The sequence below is a fragment of the Actinoplanes sp. NPDC049802 genome, from assembly GCF_040656595.1.
Lineage (GTDB): Bacteria > Actinomycetota > Actinomycetes > Mycobacteriales > Micromonosporaceae > Actinoplanes.
This window is the reverse complement of record NZ_JBFAMR010000035.1, coordinates 15,231-30,436: the sequence shown is the minus strand read 5'-3', so window position 1 is coordinate 30,436 and position 15,206 is coordinate 15,231. Positions and strand designations below refer to the sequence as shown.

Annotated in this window: 11 protein-coding genes; 5 read left to right on the top strand and 6 right to left on the bottom strand. The window is 71.8% G+C overall.

What is annotated here, in order from left to right:
• Positions 1-42: 42 nt before the first annotated feature.
• Together AB0I88_RS23850 and AB0I88_RS23845 are read right to left on the bottom strand one after the other, a co-directional pair.
• Positions 43-837 carry a hypothetical protein gene (locus tag AB0I88_RS23850; protein ID WP_361028425.1) on the bottom strand — a complete coding sequence of 265 codons (795 nt, stop codon included), beginning with the start codon at positions 835-837 and terminating at the stop codon, positions 43-45.
• A gap of 92 nt (positions 838-929) precedes the next feature.
• Positions 930-2,456 (bottom strand): sensor domain-containing diguanylate cyclase, encoded by a 1,527-nt coding sequence (locus tag AB0I88_RS23845; RefSeq protein WP_361028422.1) that lies wholly within the window; start codon positions 2,454-2,456, stop codon positions 930-932.
• A gap of 324 nt (positions 2,457-2,780) precedes the next feature.
• Between AB0I88_RS23845 and AB0I88_RS23840 the strand changes: the two genes are divergently transcribed.
• Positions 2,781-4,571 (top strand): glycoside hydrolase family 6 protein, encoded by a 1,791-nt coding sequence (locus tag AB0I88_RS23840; RefSeq protein WP_361028419.1) that lies wholly within the window; start codon positions 2,781-2,783, stop codon positions 4,569-4,571.
• 1,667 nt (positions 4,572-6,238) lie between these two features.
• Here AB0I88_RS23840 and AB0I88_RS23835 read toward each other — a convergent pair.
• On the bottom strand, positions 6,239-7,051 hold the full coding sequence (locus AB0I88_RS23835) for a DUF3455 domain-containing protein (protein ID WP_361028416.1): 813 nt from the start codon (positions 7,049-7,051) through the stop codon (positions 6,239-6,241).
• A gap of 102 nt (positions 7,052-7,153) precedes the next feature.
• Positions 7,154-7,939 carry a hypothetical protein gene (locus AB0I88_RS23830; protein ID WP_361028413.1) on the bottom strand — a complete coding sequence of 262 codons (786 nt, stop codon included), beginning with the start codon at positions 7,937-7,939 and terminating at the stop codon, positions 7,154-7,156.
• A 379-nt stretch (positions 7,940-8,318) separates the two neighbouring features.
• Here AB0I88_RS23830 and AB0I88_RS23825 point away from each other — a divergent pair, with 379 nt between their 5' ends.
• The 3 genes from AB0I88_RS23825 to AB0I88_RS23815 are packed head-to-tail and all read left to right on the top strand — an operon-like array spanning position 8,319 to position 12,156.
• Positions 8,319-10,115 carry a translation initiation factor III gene (locus AB0I88_RS23825; RefSeq protein WP_361028410.1) on the top strand — a complete coding sequence of 599 codons (1,797 nt, stop codon included), beginning with the start codon at positions 8,319-8,321 and terminating at the stop codon, positions 10,113-10,115.
• Positions 10,112-11,587: an NADH-ubiquinone oxidoreductase-F iron-sulfur binding region domain-containing protein gene (locus tag AB0I88_RS23820; RefSeq protein WP_361028407.1), complete on the top strand. Its 1,476-nt coding sequence runs from the start codon at positions 10,112-10,114 to the stop codon at positions 11,585-11,587. The genes AB0I88_RS23825 and AB0I88_RS23820 overlap by 4 nt, the downstream gene beginning before the upstream one ends.
• A 53-nt stretch (positions 11,588-11,640) precedes the next feature.
• A complete protein-coding gene (locus tag AB0I88_RS23815) occupies positions 11,641-12,156 on the top strand; it encodes a redoxin family protein (protein WP_361028404.1) in 516 nt (171 codons plus the stop codon).
• 3 nt (positions 12,157-12,159) lie between these two features.
• On the opposite strand, the gene AB0I88_RS23810 is transcribed toward AB0I88_RS23815, so the two are convergent.
• Positions 12,160-12,891 (bottom strand): hypothetical protein, encoded by a 732-nt coding sequence (locus tag AB0I88_RS23810; protein WP_361028401.1) that lies wholly within the window; start codon positions 12,889-12,891, stop codon positions 12,160-12,162.
• 40 nt (positions 12,892-12,931) lie between these two features.
• Positions 12,932-13,174 carry a PspC domain-containing protein gene (locus AB0I88_RS23805; RefSeq protein WP_361028398.1) on the bottom strand — a complete coding sequence of 81 codons (243 nt, stop codon included), beginning with the start codon at positions 13,172-13,174 and terminating at the stop codon, positions 12,932-12,934.
• A 189-nt stretch (positions 13,175-13,363) separates the two neighbouring features.
• Here AB0I88_RS23805 and AB0I88_RS23800 point away from each other — a divergent pair, with 189 nt between their 5' ends.
• The gene (locus tag AB0I88_RS23800) at positions 13,364-15,160 is read left to right on the top strand and encodes a serine/threonine-protein kinase (RefSeq protein ID WP_361028395.1); all 1,797 of its coding nucleotides are present in this window, start codon (positions 13,364-13,366) and stop codon (positions 15,158-15,160) included.
• The last annotated feature ends 46 nt before the right edge of the window (positions 15,161-15,206 follow it).

Genomic DNA, 15,206 nt, shown 5'->3' with positions numbered 1-15,206 from the left:
GACCTCCTTTCGGAGGACGAGGCCGCCCCGGCCGGGGCGGCCTCAGACGTAGTTCTTGTCCACGCTCCTCTGGGAGGCGGTGAAGGAGATGTCGCAGGAGGCGAGCTGGCCCTCCGGCGGGGTGGCGCTGGTCCATTCCAGGTGGAAGTGGCCCTTCGTGGCGGTCGGCTCGAGCTCGAAGTCGGTCGGCCCGTCGCCCTTCGGGAAGTCACGCCAGCCCGGGTCGCCGGCCCGGAAGGCGTTCTTCGGGTCGGCGGTGAAACCGATCCGGCCGCCCGACCCGGGCTGCAGGCACGCCCGCTCCAGCTTCACCTTCACCGGCGCCGCGCTGATCAACTGCTCCGGGCCGGCGGCCTTGCAGGCGGGCAGGCAGGACAGCCGGGTGGCGGTCCAGGAGAAGAGCATCCGGTCGACCTGGCGGCTGGTGTAGACGGCCAGGAAGTCGGTGGCGTCCGCGGTGATCGCCAGCTTCCGGTGCCGGTAGTGGGCGACGTAGTCTCCGGACGCGTTCGCCCGGGTCGGGAACCGGAACCTGCCGGAGCTGCCGGCCACGGCAGAACCCAGGTACACCTTCGGCGCGGTCCGGCCCTTGCGGAAGTAGATGTCCACCCGGCCACCGTTGCCGGTGGCCCGGTCCAGGTAGCCGGCCCGGCCGCGGAGGACGATCGGGGTGCCCGCCGCCACCTCGTCGTGCGAGGCGGCGAACTCCATGCCGCTCACCGGCCCCCGCGCCGGGGCAGGGACGGCGACCGCCCGGTCCGGCGTCACGACGGGTGCCGCGACGGCCAGCGTGGCGGCCAGCGCGCCGCCGGCCGCGAGCAAACGGGTACTGCCCACGTTGTCCTCCCCGTGGGGTAGTTCGGGATGTTTCAGCCCGAAAACTACCAGTACGGGTCGTATGACGCGCCGCTTATGCCGACACGGGCGCGTCAGGACCCGGCCAGGCGCACGCCTCCACCGCCGCGCTTGGCCTGGTACATGTAGGCGTCCGCCTCACGCATCATGGCCTCGAACTCGGTCGCGTGGTCCGGGAAGAGCGCCACGCCGATGCTCGCCCCGATGCGTACCGGTTCGCCCTCGATGTCGAACGGTTCCCGGAGCCGTTCGACGATCCGCTCGCCCACCGCGATCGCGGCCTGCTCGTCCGGGTCGCCGGTGAGCAGCACCGAGAACTCGTCGCCGCCGAGCCGGGCCACCAGATCCGGCCGCCGCACCACACCCTGCAGGCGCTTGGCCACCAGCTGCAGCAGCACATCGCCGGCGTGGTGCCCGACGGTGTCGTTGACCTGCTTGAACCCGTTCAGGTCGAGCAGCAGCAGACCGACCCGCGTGCCGGTGGCCGCGGCGATGTCGACCGCCGTCTCGGCCCGGTCCAGCAGCTGCTTGCGGTTCGGCAGCCCGGTGAGCGAGTCGTGGAAGGCCTGCCGGGTCAGCTCGTTCATGTGCACCTCGGCGGCCTGCCGCATCCGGGCACTGTCCATGATCAGCGTGCCTTCGACGGCGAGCTGCTGGGCCAGGATCCGGTCCTGGGCCGTCCAGTCACGGGTGCTGCTGGAGTCGCCGCACATCACCATGCCGACCGGGCCCTGCCCGGACATCAGCGGCATCGCGATGAACGACCGGACCCCGATCGTCTGCACGAAACCGCCACCGCGGACCTTCGCCGTCTTGGCGTCGCCGACCAGCATCGGCTCGCCCGACTCGGCCGTCGTACGCCAGACCGGCGAGTCCGCCGCGGCCTTGCCGACCATGTTCTCGATGAGCGCCCGGTGGATCTCGTCGGAGAAGCCGACCCCGTGCACGTACCGGATCCGCCCCTCTCCGTCGATCAGGTGCATCGCGGCGTGTTCGGCGCGGAACGCGGTCGCACACGAGCGGGCCAGCAGCTCGGCCGCGGTCTCCACGTTGCCGGCCGTCATGCCCTGCTCGAACAGCTCCCGGATGGTGGCGCTGCTGTGGGCCACGAACTGCCGCTGCTTCTCCGCGGCCAGACCCTGCAGGGTGGTCGCGAAGTGCAGCGACATCGTCGCGATGGTGTCCGGCTGGAGCTGGTCCAGGGCGGAGCCGGTCAACAGCAGCACACCGACGGTCTGCCCGCCGATGCGCAGCCGGATCGCCATCTGCTCGCCGTTGACCACCGGTTTGCCGCCGGCCGGGGCGCGGAACACCTTGCCGGCCACCAGCTGGTCACGCCGTCCCGGCTCGCCCACCCGGGCGCTCGCCGTCATCATTCCGGTCTCCGAGTCCAGCTCGAAGACGGTGGCCGCGGTCAGGCCGGCGATCTCCCGCAGATGCGGAGCCGTCAGATCCAGCACATGCTGCACCGACGGGGTGTCCTTGGTCATGAACCCCACCAGTTCGGCCAGCAGAAGCGTCTGCCGATCCGGCGTCATGACCGCCCCGCCGGGCCCCTCCACCTCGGGACCGGCTGTGTGCATCTCGCTGCCCACGCTCATGGTCATAAGGGTCGGCACCGCCGTCGCATGGTTGAGCCGCCGGCCACGTGTGCCGGGTCGCAAATCGGGTGCGGCCCGGTGCCCGGGACGTCACCCGGGGTCCCGGGGCAGGGGAGGGTCGCGCGCCGGATCGTCACGCTCAATCGCGCCCGTGGCCGGGAAAGCTGCCGCGTCGTGAAATCAGGATTGCCCGACTGTTTCGGAGTGATTGCGCTGGGAGCGCTCCCATGGAATGCTGTCGACATCGGCCAGCGATCCCCACCGATGTGTTGGCCGACCGTTCCCCGGCGCGCTCCCGCGCCGTCTTCGTCTCGAGGAGTCCTCATGAGACCCATCCCCACCCGTGCCAGGGCCTTCACGGCGGCCGCCGCCGTCGGCGTCGTCGCCGCGTCCGGCGTCGTCGCCGTGGCGACCAGCGCCAGCGCCGCGGCCGGCTGTCGCGTCGATTACTCGGTGAACCAGTGGAACACAGGATTCACCGGCAACGTCACGGTCACCAACCTCGGCGACCCGATCAGCGGAGGCTGGCGGCTCACCTGGACCTGGCCCGGCAGCCAGACGGTCACCCAGGCCTGGAGCGCCACGGTCACCCAGTCCGGGCAGAACGTCACGGCCACCAACCCGTCGTGGGCGGCGTCGCTGGCCACCAACGGCACCGCGAACTTCGGCTTCAACGGCAGCTGGTCGGGCACCAACACCGCGCCCGCCGCCTTCTCGCTGAACGGCACGGTCTGCAACGGTTCGACCGGCTCCCCGTCCAGCTCGCCGTCGACCTCCACGTCCCCGTCGACGTCCACCTCGCCGTCCACCTCGACCTCGCCGTCGGCCTCGGTGTCGCCGTCGACCTCGACGTCGCCGGGCACCAAGGTCGACAACCCGTACGCCGGGGCCAAGGGCTACGTGAACCCGGAGTGGAAGGCGAAGGCCGAGTCGGTGTCCGGCGGCAGCCGGATCTCCAGCAACCCGACCGCGGTCTGGATCGACCGGATCGCTGCCATCAACGGCACCACGGGCAGCAGCTCCAACGGCTCCATGGGCGTGCGTGACCACCTGGACGCGGCTCTGGCACAGGGCGCCGGCTACATCCAGTTCGTCATCTACAACCTGCCCGGCCGGGACTGCGCGGCTCTCGCCTCCAACGGTGAGCTGGGCCCGAACGACCTGCCGCGGTACAAGGCCGAGTACATCGACCCGATCGCCGCGATCCAGAGCGACGCGAAGTACAAGAACCTGCGGATCATCAACGTCGTCGAGATCGACTCGCTGCCGAACCTCGTCACCAACACCTCCGGCCAGCCCGGCGGCACGGCGATGTGCGACACGATGAAGGCCAACGGCGGGTACGTGCAGGGCATCGGTTACGCCCTGCAGAAGCTCGGCGGCATCGGCAACGTCTACAACTACGTGGACGCCGCCCACCACGGCTGGATCGGCTGGGACTCGAACTTCGGCCCCACCGCCAACATCATGCTGGACGCCGCCAAGGCTTCCGGTGACGTGAAGAACGTGCACGGCTTCATCACCAACACGGCCAACTACTCGGCCCTGCGTGAGCCGTTCGTGCAGCCGACCACCACGGTCGGCGGCCAGAGCGTCCGCCAGTCCAAGTGGGTGGACTGGAACATGTACACCGACGAGCTGACCTTCGCCCAGGCCTTCCGGAACAAGCTGGTCTCGATCGGCTTCGACTCGGGCATCGGCATGCTGATCGACACCTCCCGCAACGGCTGGGGCGGCTCGGCCCGGCCGACCGCGGCGAGCACGTCCACCGTCGTCGACACCTACGTCAACGAGTCCCGCATCGACCGCCGGATCCACGCCGGCAACTGGTGCAACCAGGCCGGCGCCGGCCTCGGCGAGCGTCCCACCGCGGCTCCGGCCACCGGTATCGACGCCTACGTCTGGGTGAAGCCGCCGGGCGAGTCGGACGGCTCCAGCAGCCTCATCGAGAACGACGAGGGCAAGGGCTTCGACCGGATGTGCGACCCGACCTACACCGGTAACGCCCGTAACGGCAACAGCATGACGGGCTCGCTGCCCAACGCTCCGATCTCCGGAGCCTGGTTCCCGGCGCAGCTGACCGAGCTCATGGCGAACGCCTACCCGGCGCTCTGAGCGACTGATCCAACCGGCGGCCGGCCGGCGCCCTCGTGGCGCCGGCCGGTCCTTCCTCTCGTGAGCCGGCCGTTCCCACACCGCCGTACGAGGGCATCGGGAACTCCGGTCGCCCGTGATGAGGTGCGGCGACTCGCGCGGTCCATGGTGGTCCAGAAGCCGCGGAGCCGGTCCGGCTCACTGCTCCTCTCCCGCCGAGCGCCCCACCCCGAAACCCTTCTCCGGTACGCGTGCGGCCGCCCTCAAAAGCACCCGGACAGTCCCCACGGCACCCGCGAGCCGCTGCCACTCGATCCCCTGCCGCGCCCGCCGGGCTGAGCCTGATCGGGCGGCTGGCGCCGCACGATCCGGCCCGGGCGGCTGGCGCCGCACGGGCCACCGGGTCCGGCTTCTCGCGGCGCGGCTGCCGGGTCGTGGCCGTAGCGCGCCGTCGGGTGAGAGATCGTCTTCGGTTGGCTCCCAGGGCTGTCCCTGCTGGCTCTTAAGAAAGGCTCCCTATCAGCGCATATCTGGTCCGATCCCTGGCCGCCAGGCCTCACCTCGGGGGTGGCGGGTAGCGGAAGTCGGACCTGGATCAAGGATTCCATGCCTGCGACGGCGACTCCAGGGAGGTGGAGACCCATCCGCCGTGGCGTTTCCACAGGTAGCCGGCTTCCTTAAACAACCAGCAGGGCTAGAGCTGACCCTGCGGGCCGAATCGCCCGGCCCGCCCCGCCCGCCTGCATGCCCGCCGGGCGGCGGGCGCGCACAGCGCACCGACGGTGTGCCCCCGAGCACCGCTGTGACACTCGTGAGCGACCGCGCAGGGCCGCGCGTGCGTGCCGAATCGCTCGGCCCCGTCTTCCGCCGGGCGGGCGCACACAGCGCACCGACGGTACGCCCCGGCGTCCCGGCGTCCCGGCGTCCCGGCGTCCCGGCGCCCTGTCGCCCTGTCGTCCTGTCGTCCGGTGGGCGGAGGGCCGGCGTGCAGGGCGTTGTGTGCTCGGAGAACGTGACACCCGTGGTGGGTGTGACGACACCCGTTGCGGGTGTCACGTCTGCGGAACACAGATAGCCGTGATCGGTGTCCCGTCTCCCCGGACGGGGACTCGTCTCCGCGTTCGCTGCCAGCCGGTGACCGTGGCGGTGATTCCGTGCGACGGCCGGCCGGTGCCGCACGCTGGAGTTCACGGGGCAGCGTCAGCGGCGATCGCCGAGGAGCCATCACCGGTCGGCCGGGTCGCTTCGCCGGTCCTGCTCAGCGACGAGCACACCGTTCACGTATTGCCGTCTACATGCGCAACCGTCGCGGCGGATGGGTCTTCGCCGGTCTTGGATCGCCGAGGGGTCATCGCGGGTGGTCGGGTTGTTTTGCCGGTCTTGCTCAGGGAGGAGCGTGCGGTTCGCGTATTGCCGTGTACTTGGGTGGCCGTCGCGGCGGATGGGTCTTCACCGGTCTTGGACCGCCGATCGCCGATCGCCGGTCATCGAATCCCTGGATCCAGGTCCGGTTTCTGCTGGCCGGCACCCGCGTCGTGAGGCCTGGCGAAGCGGGGCCGGACCGGATATGCGCTGGTAGCGAGTCTTCATTGATAAGCCGGCAGGGTCAGCCCTGAACGTCGGCCGAGCAAACACCCGCACCGTCCGGGATGCGGGCCGGCCCGCATCCCGGACGGTGCGGGTGCGGGTCAGCGTTTGGCGACGAAGAAGCGGTAGACGGCGCGGTACGGCGCCGCGGTCGTGCCGGAGCCGGTGCACGAGCCGGCCGGGGCGAGGCCACCGACCGTGTCGAGACGCTGGATGTAGGTGACCTTGCCGAAGACGCCGTCGCCGCGGTTGAGTTTCGACTCGATCAACAACTGCGGGATGCTGTTCGGGTGCTCGGAGGGGGCGCGCTCGGCGTTCGGGCCGTCGCCCTCCACGAGCGAGCCGTCCTGGTCGGACAGCCAGCTCGGGCCACGGAAATGCAGGGCGGTCACCTTCTTCACCGGGTGCATGGTGACGCCGGTGAGTGAGGCGGCCGGCTCCAGCAGGGTCCACGTGCCGCTCCGGCACTCGTAGATCTGCACGCCGCGGGCCTTGAGCACCGAGTGCAGGACGTTCCCGGCGGGCGGGTTCAGCACCGAGGGCACCCGCGGGTCGACCCCATGGAAGTTGTCGGCCTGCGTGGTGGGCGGCTTGGACTCGGCCGGCGCCCGGTCGGTGCCGGCGAACGAGACGCCGGCCGGCACGGCGACGGCGACGAGCGCGAGGGCGCCGAAGGCGCCGGCCACCTTCACCCGGCGGCCGGCGGACAGCACGCGAGCGGGCCGCCCGCCGGCCTCCCGATCAGGCGGCGGCCGGCGCCCGGCGAGCGGAAGCCGGTCGATGCCGGTGGGCGAGGGCATGCCGGATGACGGACCGGCGTGGTCGGGCCGCCGTGGCGCGACCGGCGGGTGCTGGTCGGCGGGCGGCTGTTGGCCGGCCGGTGGGCGCGGGTGGGCGGGCGGAAGCTGGGCCACGGAGTCCTCCCCTATGGACGGTGACGCTGCGCGCCCTCACGGTAGTGGCCCGTGGGGCGGGGGAGGCTCGTTGCGTCGGGAAATCACCCGGAGGAAGTGTTCCTATCTGGATGATCCGGGCATCGAGTAGAAACCGGTCGGCGCGGTCTGTGCCTCGAGACGGGCCCGCCGTGCCCGGGTCCGCAGCCGGACCAGCAGCATCACGCCCAGGAAGACGAAGACACCACCGACGATCAGGCCGGGCCCGAGCAGCGTGGTGTCCTCGGCGACCAGCGCCGTCTCGGTCTCCTCCGGTTCGATGGCCGCCCGGGTCGGTCTCTCCCCGGCCGGCTGGTTCGCGGCCGGCGGGTCCGAGGGCTCCGCGCTCGTCTCCGACGGGGACGGGGCGGCCTTCACCTCGCCACGCACCTGCGCCGCCGCGCCGCCGGCGGTCAGCAGGGTGTCCCCGGCGTCGAAGGCCCGCACCTCGAACTGCACGTCCCCGCCTTCGGGTCCGGTGAACGCGACCCGCCAGCGGCCGGTCACCGTACGCCCCCGGCAGGAGGTGCCCGGGTCGAGGTCGTTGTCGACGATCGTCGTGGTGATGCCCTCGGTACGGTCGGTGGTCCGGAACGGCCCGTCGTCCTCGAATCGGGTGACCTGGTACTGGCCGGGGTCGATCCGGGAGTGCATGAGCAGCGCCCACCGCACCTTGCGGCACTGCCGGTTCTCGGAGGTGACCACGGCGGTCACCGTCTGCCCGGCCCGCCCGGCGGTGAAACTGTCCGGCGCGGTCACCCGCACGCTGAACCCGTCCACGTCGGCGGCGGCCGGCGCCGCCCACACCACGGTATTCAGTACGGCGCCGGCGAGTACCGCGCCGGTGAGCGCGATGATCCGGTGACGCATGACGATCCCCCTTCGCTGGCCTACCGTCGATTCGCCTGCACTACTTAGTTCGCCCGCCGGGCGCGAATGGTTCAGCCGGTGGCCCGCGTCACTCACCCTCTGATCCTTATTTCTTCCTTAACCCGGCAACCTTTTCGAAGTTCGCGCAGCTCAGCGGGCCTGCGCGGAACGTAGTCAGGCGACTACGCAAAAAGTTCGGCCGGTGTTCATCCGATCCCCGGTCCGGCACGTAATCCGGGGAGGACACGGACCTGGGCCACGCAGGGGAAAGCAACGGCCGGGACCGGGTTCAGCAGAGCTTGAGCGCGGGGCGTTCCCCACGAACGCCGGCGTCCCACCGCCCACGGGACGTGACCGCACCAAGGAAAACGAGGAGTCCATGGCCCGCTCGAAGAACAACAAGGCGACCGCCACCCGGGTGGCGGTCGACGTCGGATCCACCGGCACGCGTCCGGCGTCGAAGACCGAGGTGGTCCTGCTCATCCTGAGCATCGTGGCCGCCGTCTGGGCCGTCGCGATGATGACCGCTCCGGGTCGCGTCGGGTACTACTACTTCTTCCTCTACGCCGATTACTTCATGGGCGTCATCAGCCTGGTGTCGCTCTCCATAACGATCATGCTGGGTCTCGTCGCCACCGACCGCCTCGTCCTCGGCGTTCGCCAGCGGGTGCTGTTGCAGTCCGCGCACCGCACCACCGGTGTGATCGCGGTCGGGGCGCTCTTCGTGCATGTCTGGACGAAGTTCGCCATGAAGAACATCGGCGTGATCGACATCTTCATCCCGTTCCTGACCGACGGCCTCAACAAGTGGTACGTCGGTCTCGGCCCGGTCTCCGGCTGGATCATGGTGCTGGTGCTCTGGTCCGGCCTGGCCCGGGCCAAGTTCATCGGCCGCGGCAAGCCCTGGATGTGGCGGGGTGTCCACGCGATCTCCTACCTGATGTGGCCGATCGCCCTCACCCACGGCCTGGCCGCGGGCCGTCCGGCGGCCACCTGGGTCATCGTCAGCTACGTCGTCTGCGTGCTCGGCGTGGTCGTCGGCCTCGCGGTGCGCCTGTCGGTGAGCCTCAACCGCCGCAAGGACTTCGCCTCGCCCGCCGGTGTCGGCGCGGTCAAACCGTCCGAGACGGGCACGCTGGTGCCGACCGCCACGGCCCCGATCCGCCGTCCGATGCGCCGCACCGAGCCGGCCGTCGACCTGCTGGCCCCGGCCGGTGGCCCGGAGACCATGGTGCCGGTCCCGTCCTGGAACCAGCCTCCGCCGGCCCGCCCGGTCAGCCCGGCGCCCGCTCCCGCGCCGGCTCCGGTGGAGGACGACTACCCGCCGCGCGGCCGCCGTCAGGCCGAACTGGAGGCGCCGCCCACGCCCCGCCAGCGCCGCCCGGCCGAGGACGACGACCGCTACGACACGCAGACCCGGATGTCGCGCCGCGACCTCGAGGACGAGCGGAACCGGTACGACGACGAACCGGCCCCGCGCTCCCGGGGCAGCCGCTCGCAGGAGCTGTACGACGAGGGCCCGCGTGGCCGCGGCCGCCGCTACGAGGACGACGACCGCTACGACACGCAGACCCGGATGTCCCGCCACGACGTCGAGTCGACCGGCGCCCGGCTGCGCCGCGAGCCGGAGTACGACGAGCCCCGCTCCCGCCACGACGTCGAGTCGACGGGTACCCGGATGCGCCGTGACGACCTCGAATCGACGGGTACCCGGATGCGCCGTGACGACGTCGAGTCGACGGGTACCCGGATGCGCCGTGACGACCTCGAGTCGACCGGCGCCCGGATGCGCCGCGAGCCGGAGTACGACGACCGCCCGCGTGGCCGCCGTCGCGCCGAGGACGACTACGACGCGACCCCCCGCGCGTCTCGTTCGGCCCGGTACGAGGAGCCCCGGTACGAGGAGCCCCGCTACCAGGAACCCCGCTACCAGGAGCCGCGTTACGACGAGCCCCGCTACGAGGAGCCGCCCCGCCGGCAGAGCCGCAGCGAGTTCGTCGACCTGGCGGACGGCGCAGGCTACCCGGCCGACGACACGGCGACCCTGGTCGACATGGGTTCCCGGCGGGCCCGGCGCGGCGAGCCCGGACGGGGCGGTGGGCGCCGCGGCGGGCGTGACGACACCGACGACGCCTACTTCTCCCAGCTTCGTGGCGACATGAGGGAAGCGAATTGAGCACGGCACAGGTTCCACCGGTCACGGCGATCGGCACGCCGCGGGTCACCGCGGGGTTCGACGAGTACGGTCGCCTGGACCTGCTGGCCCACCAGGAGGTGCACGGCGGTTTCGCGGCGCTCTCCTCGGGTGAGCTGATCGGTCTGGCCGACCGGATCGAGTTGCGCGGCCGGGGCGGGGCGGGTTTCCCGTTCGCCCGTAAGGTCCGCGCGGTGGTCGACTCGTGCCGCCGCCAGGAGCTGCCCCCGGTGATCGTGGTGAACGCCACCGAGGGTGAGCCGCCGTCCTGGAAGGACAAGGCGATCCTGACTCGGGGCCCGCACCTGATCCTGGACGGCGCGGCGCTGGCCGCCGCCGCCCTGGACGCCGAGGAGATCGTGATCGGCGTCGCCGACGACGGTGTCGGCCAGGAGTCGCTCGCCGCGGCGCTGGCCGAACGGAAGATGCCCTGCCCGACCCGGATCGTCCTGGTTCCGCACCGGTTCATCTCCGGTGAGGGCGGCGCCCTGGTCCGCGGCATCAACGGCGAGGCGCACATCCCGCCCGGCCGCAAGGTCCGGTCCAGCGACAACGGCGTGATGGGCCTGCCCACGCTGCTGTCGAACGCGGAGACGTACTCGCAGCTGGCGATCGCGGCCCGGCTCGGCCCGTGGGAGTACAACGCGGTCGGCATCCCGGAGGAGCCGGGCACCGTGATGCTCACGGTGGGTGGCTCCGCGACAGCGCCGGCCGTGGTGGAGGCGCCCACCGGCACCCCGCTCATGGAGGTGCTGGAGATGTGCGGCGCGGACATCGGCCCGGGTCTGCTGGTCGGCGGTTACCACGGCAAGTGGGTGAGCGCCGAGCAGGCGAAGACCATCCAGATCTCGCGTAAGGGGTTCGCGAAGGTCGGCGGCACCCTGGGCGCCGGCATGCTGATCCCGATCGGCTCGAAGACCTGCCCGCTCGGTGAGGTCGCCCAGGTCGTGCAGTACCTGGCCGGTGAGTCGGCCGGTCAGTGCGGCCCGTGCCGGATCGGTCTGCCGGACCTGGCCCGCGCGGTGACGCTGGTGTCGCTCGGCGGCAACGCGGTGGAGCAGGTGCGGCAGGCGGCCGGCCTGGTCAAGGGCCGGGGCGCGTGCAGTCACCCGGACGGCAGCGCCCGGTTCGCGCTGTCCGCCCTGGAGGTCTTCCGCGCCGACGTGCAGGCGCACGCCAACGGTGAGGGCTGCGGCAAGCCGGTGCGTGGCATCCTGCCGCTGCCCTACACGGCCGAGAAGGGGGCGCGCAAGCTGGCCCTGGACTGGTCGCGGTGCGACGGGCACGGGCTGTGTTCGGCGGTGGCCCCGGAGATCATCCGGCTGGACCACAACGGGTTCCCGGCGTTCCCGCAGACACCGCTTCCGCCGTGGCTGGAGGACGGTGCCCGCAAGGCGGTCAACGTCTGCCCGGCGCTCGCGCTGCGGTTGACCGAGCCCGTCGCCGTCAAGTGACGACACGGCGCGCGTCACGCGTACCCCGGCTGGTTCTGATCATGCTGGTGGCCGTGCTCGCGGCAACCGGCTGTGGCACCCCGCCGGCCGCGTCTCCCGAGCCCGCCACGACGCCGAACGGGACGGCCACCGCGTCCGCGAGCACGGCGGCGCGACCGGTGGCCGTCCCGGAGTCGCTCGCCTTCACCGGGACCACGCTGTCCGGCGAGAGGTTCGACGCCGCGAGTCTGGCCGGCAAGCCGGCCGTCCTCTGGTTCTGGGCGCCCTGGTGCGCCACGTGCGCCGGCGAGGCGCAATCTCTGGGCGACATCCATGCCGAGTACGGCGACAGGCTGGCGATCCTGGGAATCGCGAGTCTGGGCGGGGCCGACGAGATGAAGGATTTCGTCGCGGACTTCGAGCTGGAGGGGATCACCCACCTCGACGATCCGGGCGGCAAGCTGTGGAAGCGGTTCGGTATCGCGCAGCAGAGCTGGTACGTGATGGTCGACCGGACCGGGAAGATCGTCCACCGGGGTTACCTGGACGACCTCCAACTGACCGGCAAGGTGCGCGAACTCACCGCGTGAACGTCAACCGGGCGCGCGGGCGTGCGCGGCCAGCTCGTCGAGGGTCGCGAACCGCTCCGCCTCGGCCTGTGCGCCCCGCGGTGGCAGGCCTTCGAGGTCCCGGGCCGCCGGCGCCACCACGTGTTCCGCGCCCTGGACGAAGATGCCGCACTCCGGGTGGATCGTCCGGTAGTGGGCCGGGTTCTCGGCGGGGGAGAACGACGGCGCGCCCGGCTTGCGCCGGTCCGGCGGCTTGCCCTGCCAGCGCAGCAGCCAGATGCCTCGGGCCGGGAGATCGCCGCGCATCTGCTCTTCGAGCTCGTCCGCCCGGTCCCCGTCCCGGCCCACGAGGAGCCGGATCCGCGTGCCGGAGACCCCGGACTGGAGGGCGCCGCGCAGTACCCGGACCGGCCGCAGCTCGATGATCACGGTGACCAGGGCCGGCTCGCCGCGTGAGGGCTCGGCGTGCACCGCGGCGACGTCGGCCTCGATCACCGCGGTCGCCTCGGCGTACGCCGCACGCAGCGAATCTGGCGGACTCACCAGATCGGCCTGGCTGCCCGGGCGCAGCACCGAGAAGAAGCCCTCACCGGCCGGCGGGTGGACGGGAGCGTCGGCCGCCGGCGGGCCGGGAACGGGGGACGCCGGCGGGCCGGGTGTCGGCTCGTAGTCGATGATCGGCTGCTCGGAGCAGGAGACGAGCAGGGCGGCGGCCATCGCGAGGATGGCCGCCGCCCTGGGGAGTCTGGGGGTCATGGCCGCTTTGACGCGGCCGTCACACTCCGGGTTCCGGCGTTCAGAAGGTGGTGGGGGTGGTCGGGAAGGCGGGCTTCTCGGCCGGCATCACGATCCACAGCACCGGGTAGATCAGGATCTGGCTGCCCGGGACGAGGAAGAGGATCAGCACGAACAGCAGGCGGGCGATCCACGGGTCGAGGCCGAACCGGCGGGCCAGGCCCGCGCACACGCCGGCGATCATCCGGCCGTCCTGGGGGCGGACGAGACCCTGTCGGGCGAAGGTGTCGTGCACGGCGTTCATCGAGGTCCCCTACTTTCACTGTTGGTGAAACCGTGACTTCATGGTGTGCCCGTGGAGGGGTCCACGGCATCGGGTAGGGCCCCGATCCTTGTATCGGGGATCTCCATGAGGCCGCCGATATTTCCGCCCGGGACCCGGCCCTATACAGTGCGATCGGCACACGAAGGAGGCGCTCCGGGGGGAACGAGAATGGTCGATGGCGCATCGCCGGGCGAGCGGACCCAGCCGTTGCGGCCGCGTGACCCACGAGCCCTGGGCGACTACGAGCTGGTCGGCCGTCTCGGCGAGGGTGGCATGGGCACCGTCTACCTGGCCCGCGGCGCGACCGGACAACTGGTCGCGGTCAAGATGGTGCGGGCCGACCTCGCCTACGACGACGAGTTCCGGCGCCGGTTCCGCAGCGAGGTGAACCGGGCCCGCCAGGTGCCGCCGTTCTGCACCGCCGAGGTGATCGACGCCGACCCCGACCACGAGCACCCGTACCTGGTGGTCGAGTACGTGGACGGGCCCACCCTGGCCGACGTGGTCGAGCAGCGCGGGCCGCTGACCATCGCCAACCTGCACGGCGTGGCGATCGGGGTGGCCACCGCGCTGACCGCCATCCACGGCGCCGGGGTGATCCACCGTGACCTCAAGCCGCGCAACGTGCTGCTCGCACCGGGCAGTCCCAAGGTGATCGACTTCGGCATCGCCCGGGCCATGGAGGCGACCAGCGCGAACACGCGTACCGACCAGATGGTGGGCACGGTGGCGTACATGGCGCCGGAGCGGTTCAGCTCCGACCCGGGCACCCCCGTGACACCGGCCGCGGACGTGTTCGCCTGGGGGAGTGTGGTGGCGTACGCGGGCACCGGCCGTACCCCGTTCTGGGCCGACTCGCCACCGGCCACCGCGGCCCGCATCCTCACCCAGCCGCCCCGACTGGACGGCCTCAGCGGCCCGCTGCGCGACCTGGTGGCGCACGCCCTGGAGAAGGACCCGGCCAACCGGCCCAGCGCCCGCGAGCTTCTCGACCTGCTGATCTCCGGGGAACGCCCGGCGGCCTCCGCGGCCGCTCTCGCCGACCAGCCCGCTCTGCGCGCGGCGGCGGCCGAGGCACAGGCCGTGACCGGGTACACGCCGGCCCCGGGCGACACCGGCGACGAGGCGGCCGTGCCGACTCTGGCCATCCCACCCGGCATGGTCGGCTACGACGAGAACTCGATCGTCACCGTGCCGATCTCCGCGCCGCCGGCGCACACCCCGCCCACCGGCCCGCCGCCGCCCGAGCCGGCCCGCCGCTGGGCCCTGCCGGCCGCGGTGGCCTTCCTGATCCTCGCGGTGGTCGCCGGTTCGGTCATGCTGGCCCTCTCGCTGCGCCCCGACACTGGCGGCACGGCGGCGGTGCCCTCGGCGTCCTCGGCCGTTCCCGTGCCGGTGCCGTCGGCCGGCGACCTGTGGATCTCCGACGACCTGCGCCGGCAGTCGTACTGGCAGCCGAGCCGGCAGGACGGCGAGGGCGAATGCGTTCTCGACGCCGTGCAGGGACTGGTGGCGCGCCGCGGCACCGGCGGCACCTACAAGTGCCGGGGACCCGCCGATGAGCTCTCGGCCGATGTGCGTGTCGAGGTCACGGCCCGTCTGCTCACGCCGGGCAGTTGCGCGACCATCTGGTTCCGCAACGGCGGGAACCTCGGTTACCAGGTGCGGTTCTGTGAGAACCGGGTCTACGGCGGTGTGCACCGGGACAGCGCGGTCAGCGTGTCGAAGACGTTCCCGCAGACCGGGCCCATCGCGCTGGACACTCCGACCCGGATCGGGATCCTGGCCCGGGGCACGGAGTTGCAGATCTTCCTGGGCGGGGCCCGGATCGGCTCCATGCCACTGACGGAGAAGGACCTCCAGGGCGGCGGCAAAGTGGTGCTCGGCATCTACAACGAGCGTGATGCCCCGCGCGAGGCCCCGTACGCCGCGGCCTTCACCGACGTCGAGATCTGGAAGCTGTGACGGCGAAGGCCCGCTGACACCGGCCGGCCCGGTGCCGGGCCTCCGG

Excerpts from the sequence above, each read along its gene's own strand:
- AB0I88_RS23840 (WP_361028419.1), top strand. The coding sequence starts at position 2,781 with ATGAGACCCATCCCCACCCGTGCCAGGGCCTTCACGGCGGCCGCCGCC.
- AB0I88_RS23805 (WP_361028398.1), bottom strand. The coding sequence starts at position 13,174 with ATGAACGCCGTGCACGACACCTTCGCCCGACAGGGTCTCGTCCGCCCC.
- AB0I88_RS23810 (WP_361028401.1), bottom strand. The coding sequence starts at position 12,891 with ATGACCCCCAGACTCCCCAGGGCGGCGGCCATCCTCGCGATGGCCGCC.
- AB0I88_RS23800 (WP_361028395.1), top strand. The coding sequence starts at position 13,364 with ATGGTCGATGGCGCATCGCCGGGCGAGCGGACCCAGCCGTTGCGGCCG.
- AB0I88_RS23845 (WP_361028422.1), bottom strand. The coding sequence starts at position 2,456 with ATGAGCGTGGGCAGCGAGATGCACACAGCCGGTCCCGAGGTGGAGGGG.
- AB0I88_RS23830 (WP_361028413.1), bottom strand. The coding sequence starts at position 7,939 with ATGCGTCACCGGATCATCGCGCTCACCGGCGCGGTACTCGCCGGCGCC.
- AB0I88_RS23825 (WP_361028410.1), top strand. The coding sequence starts at position 8,319 with ATGGCCCGCTCGAAGAACAACAAGGCGACCGCCACCCGGGTGGCGGTC.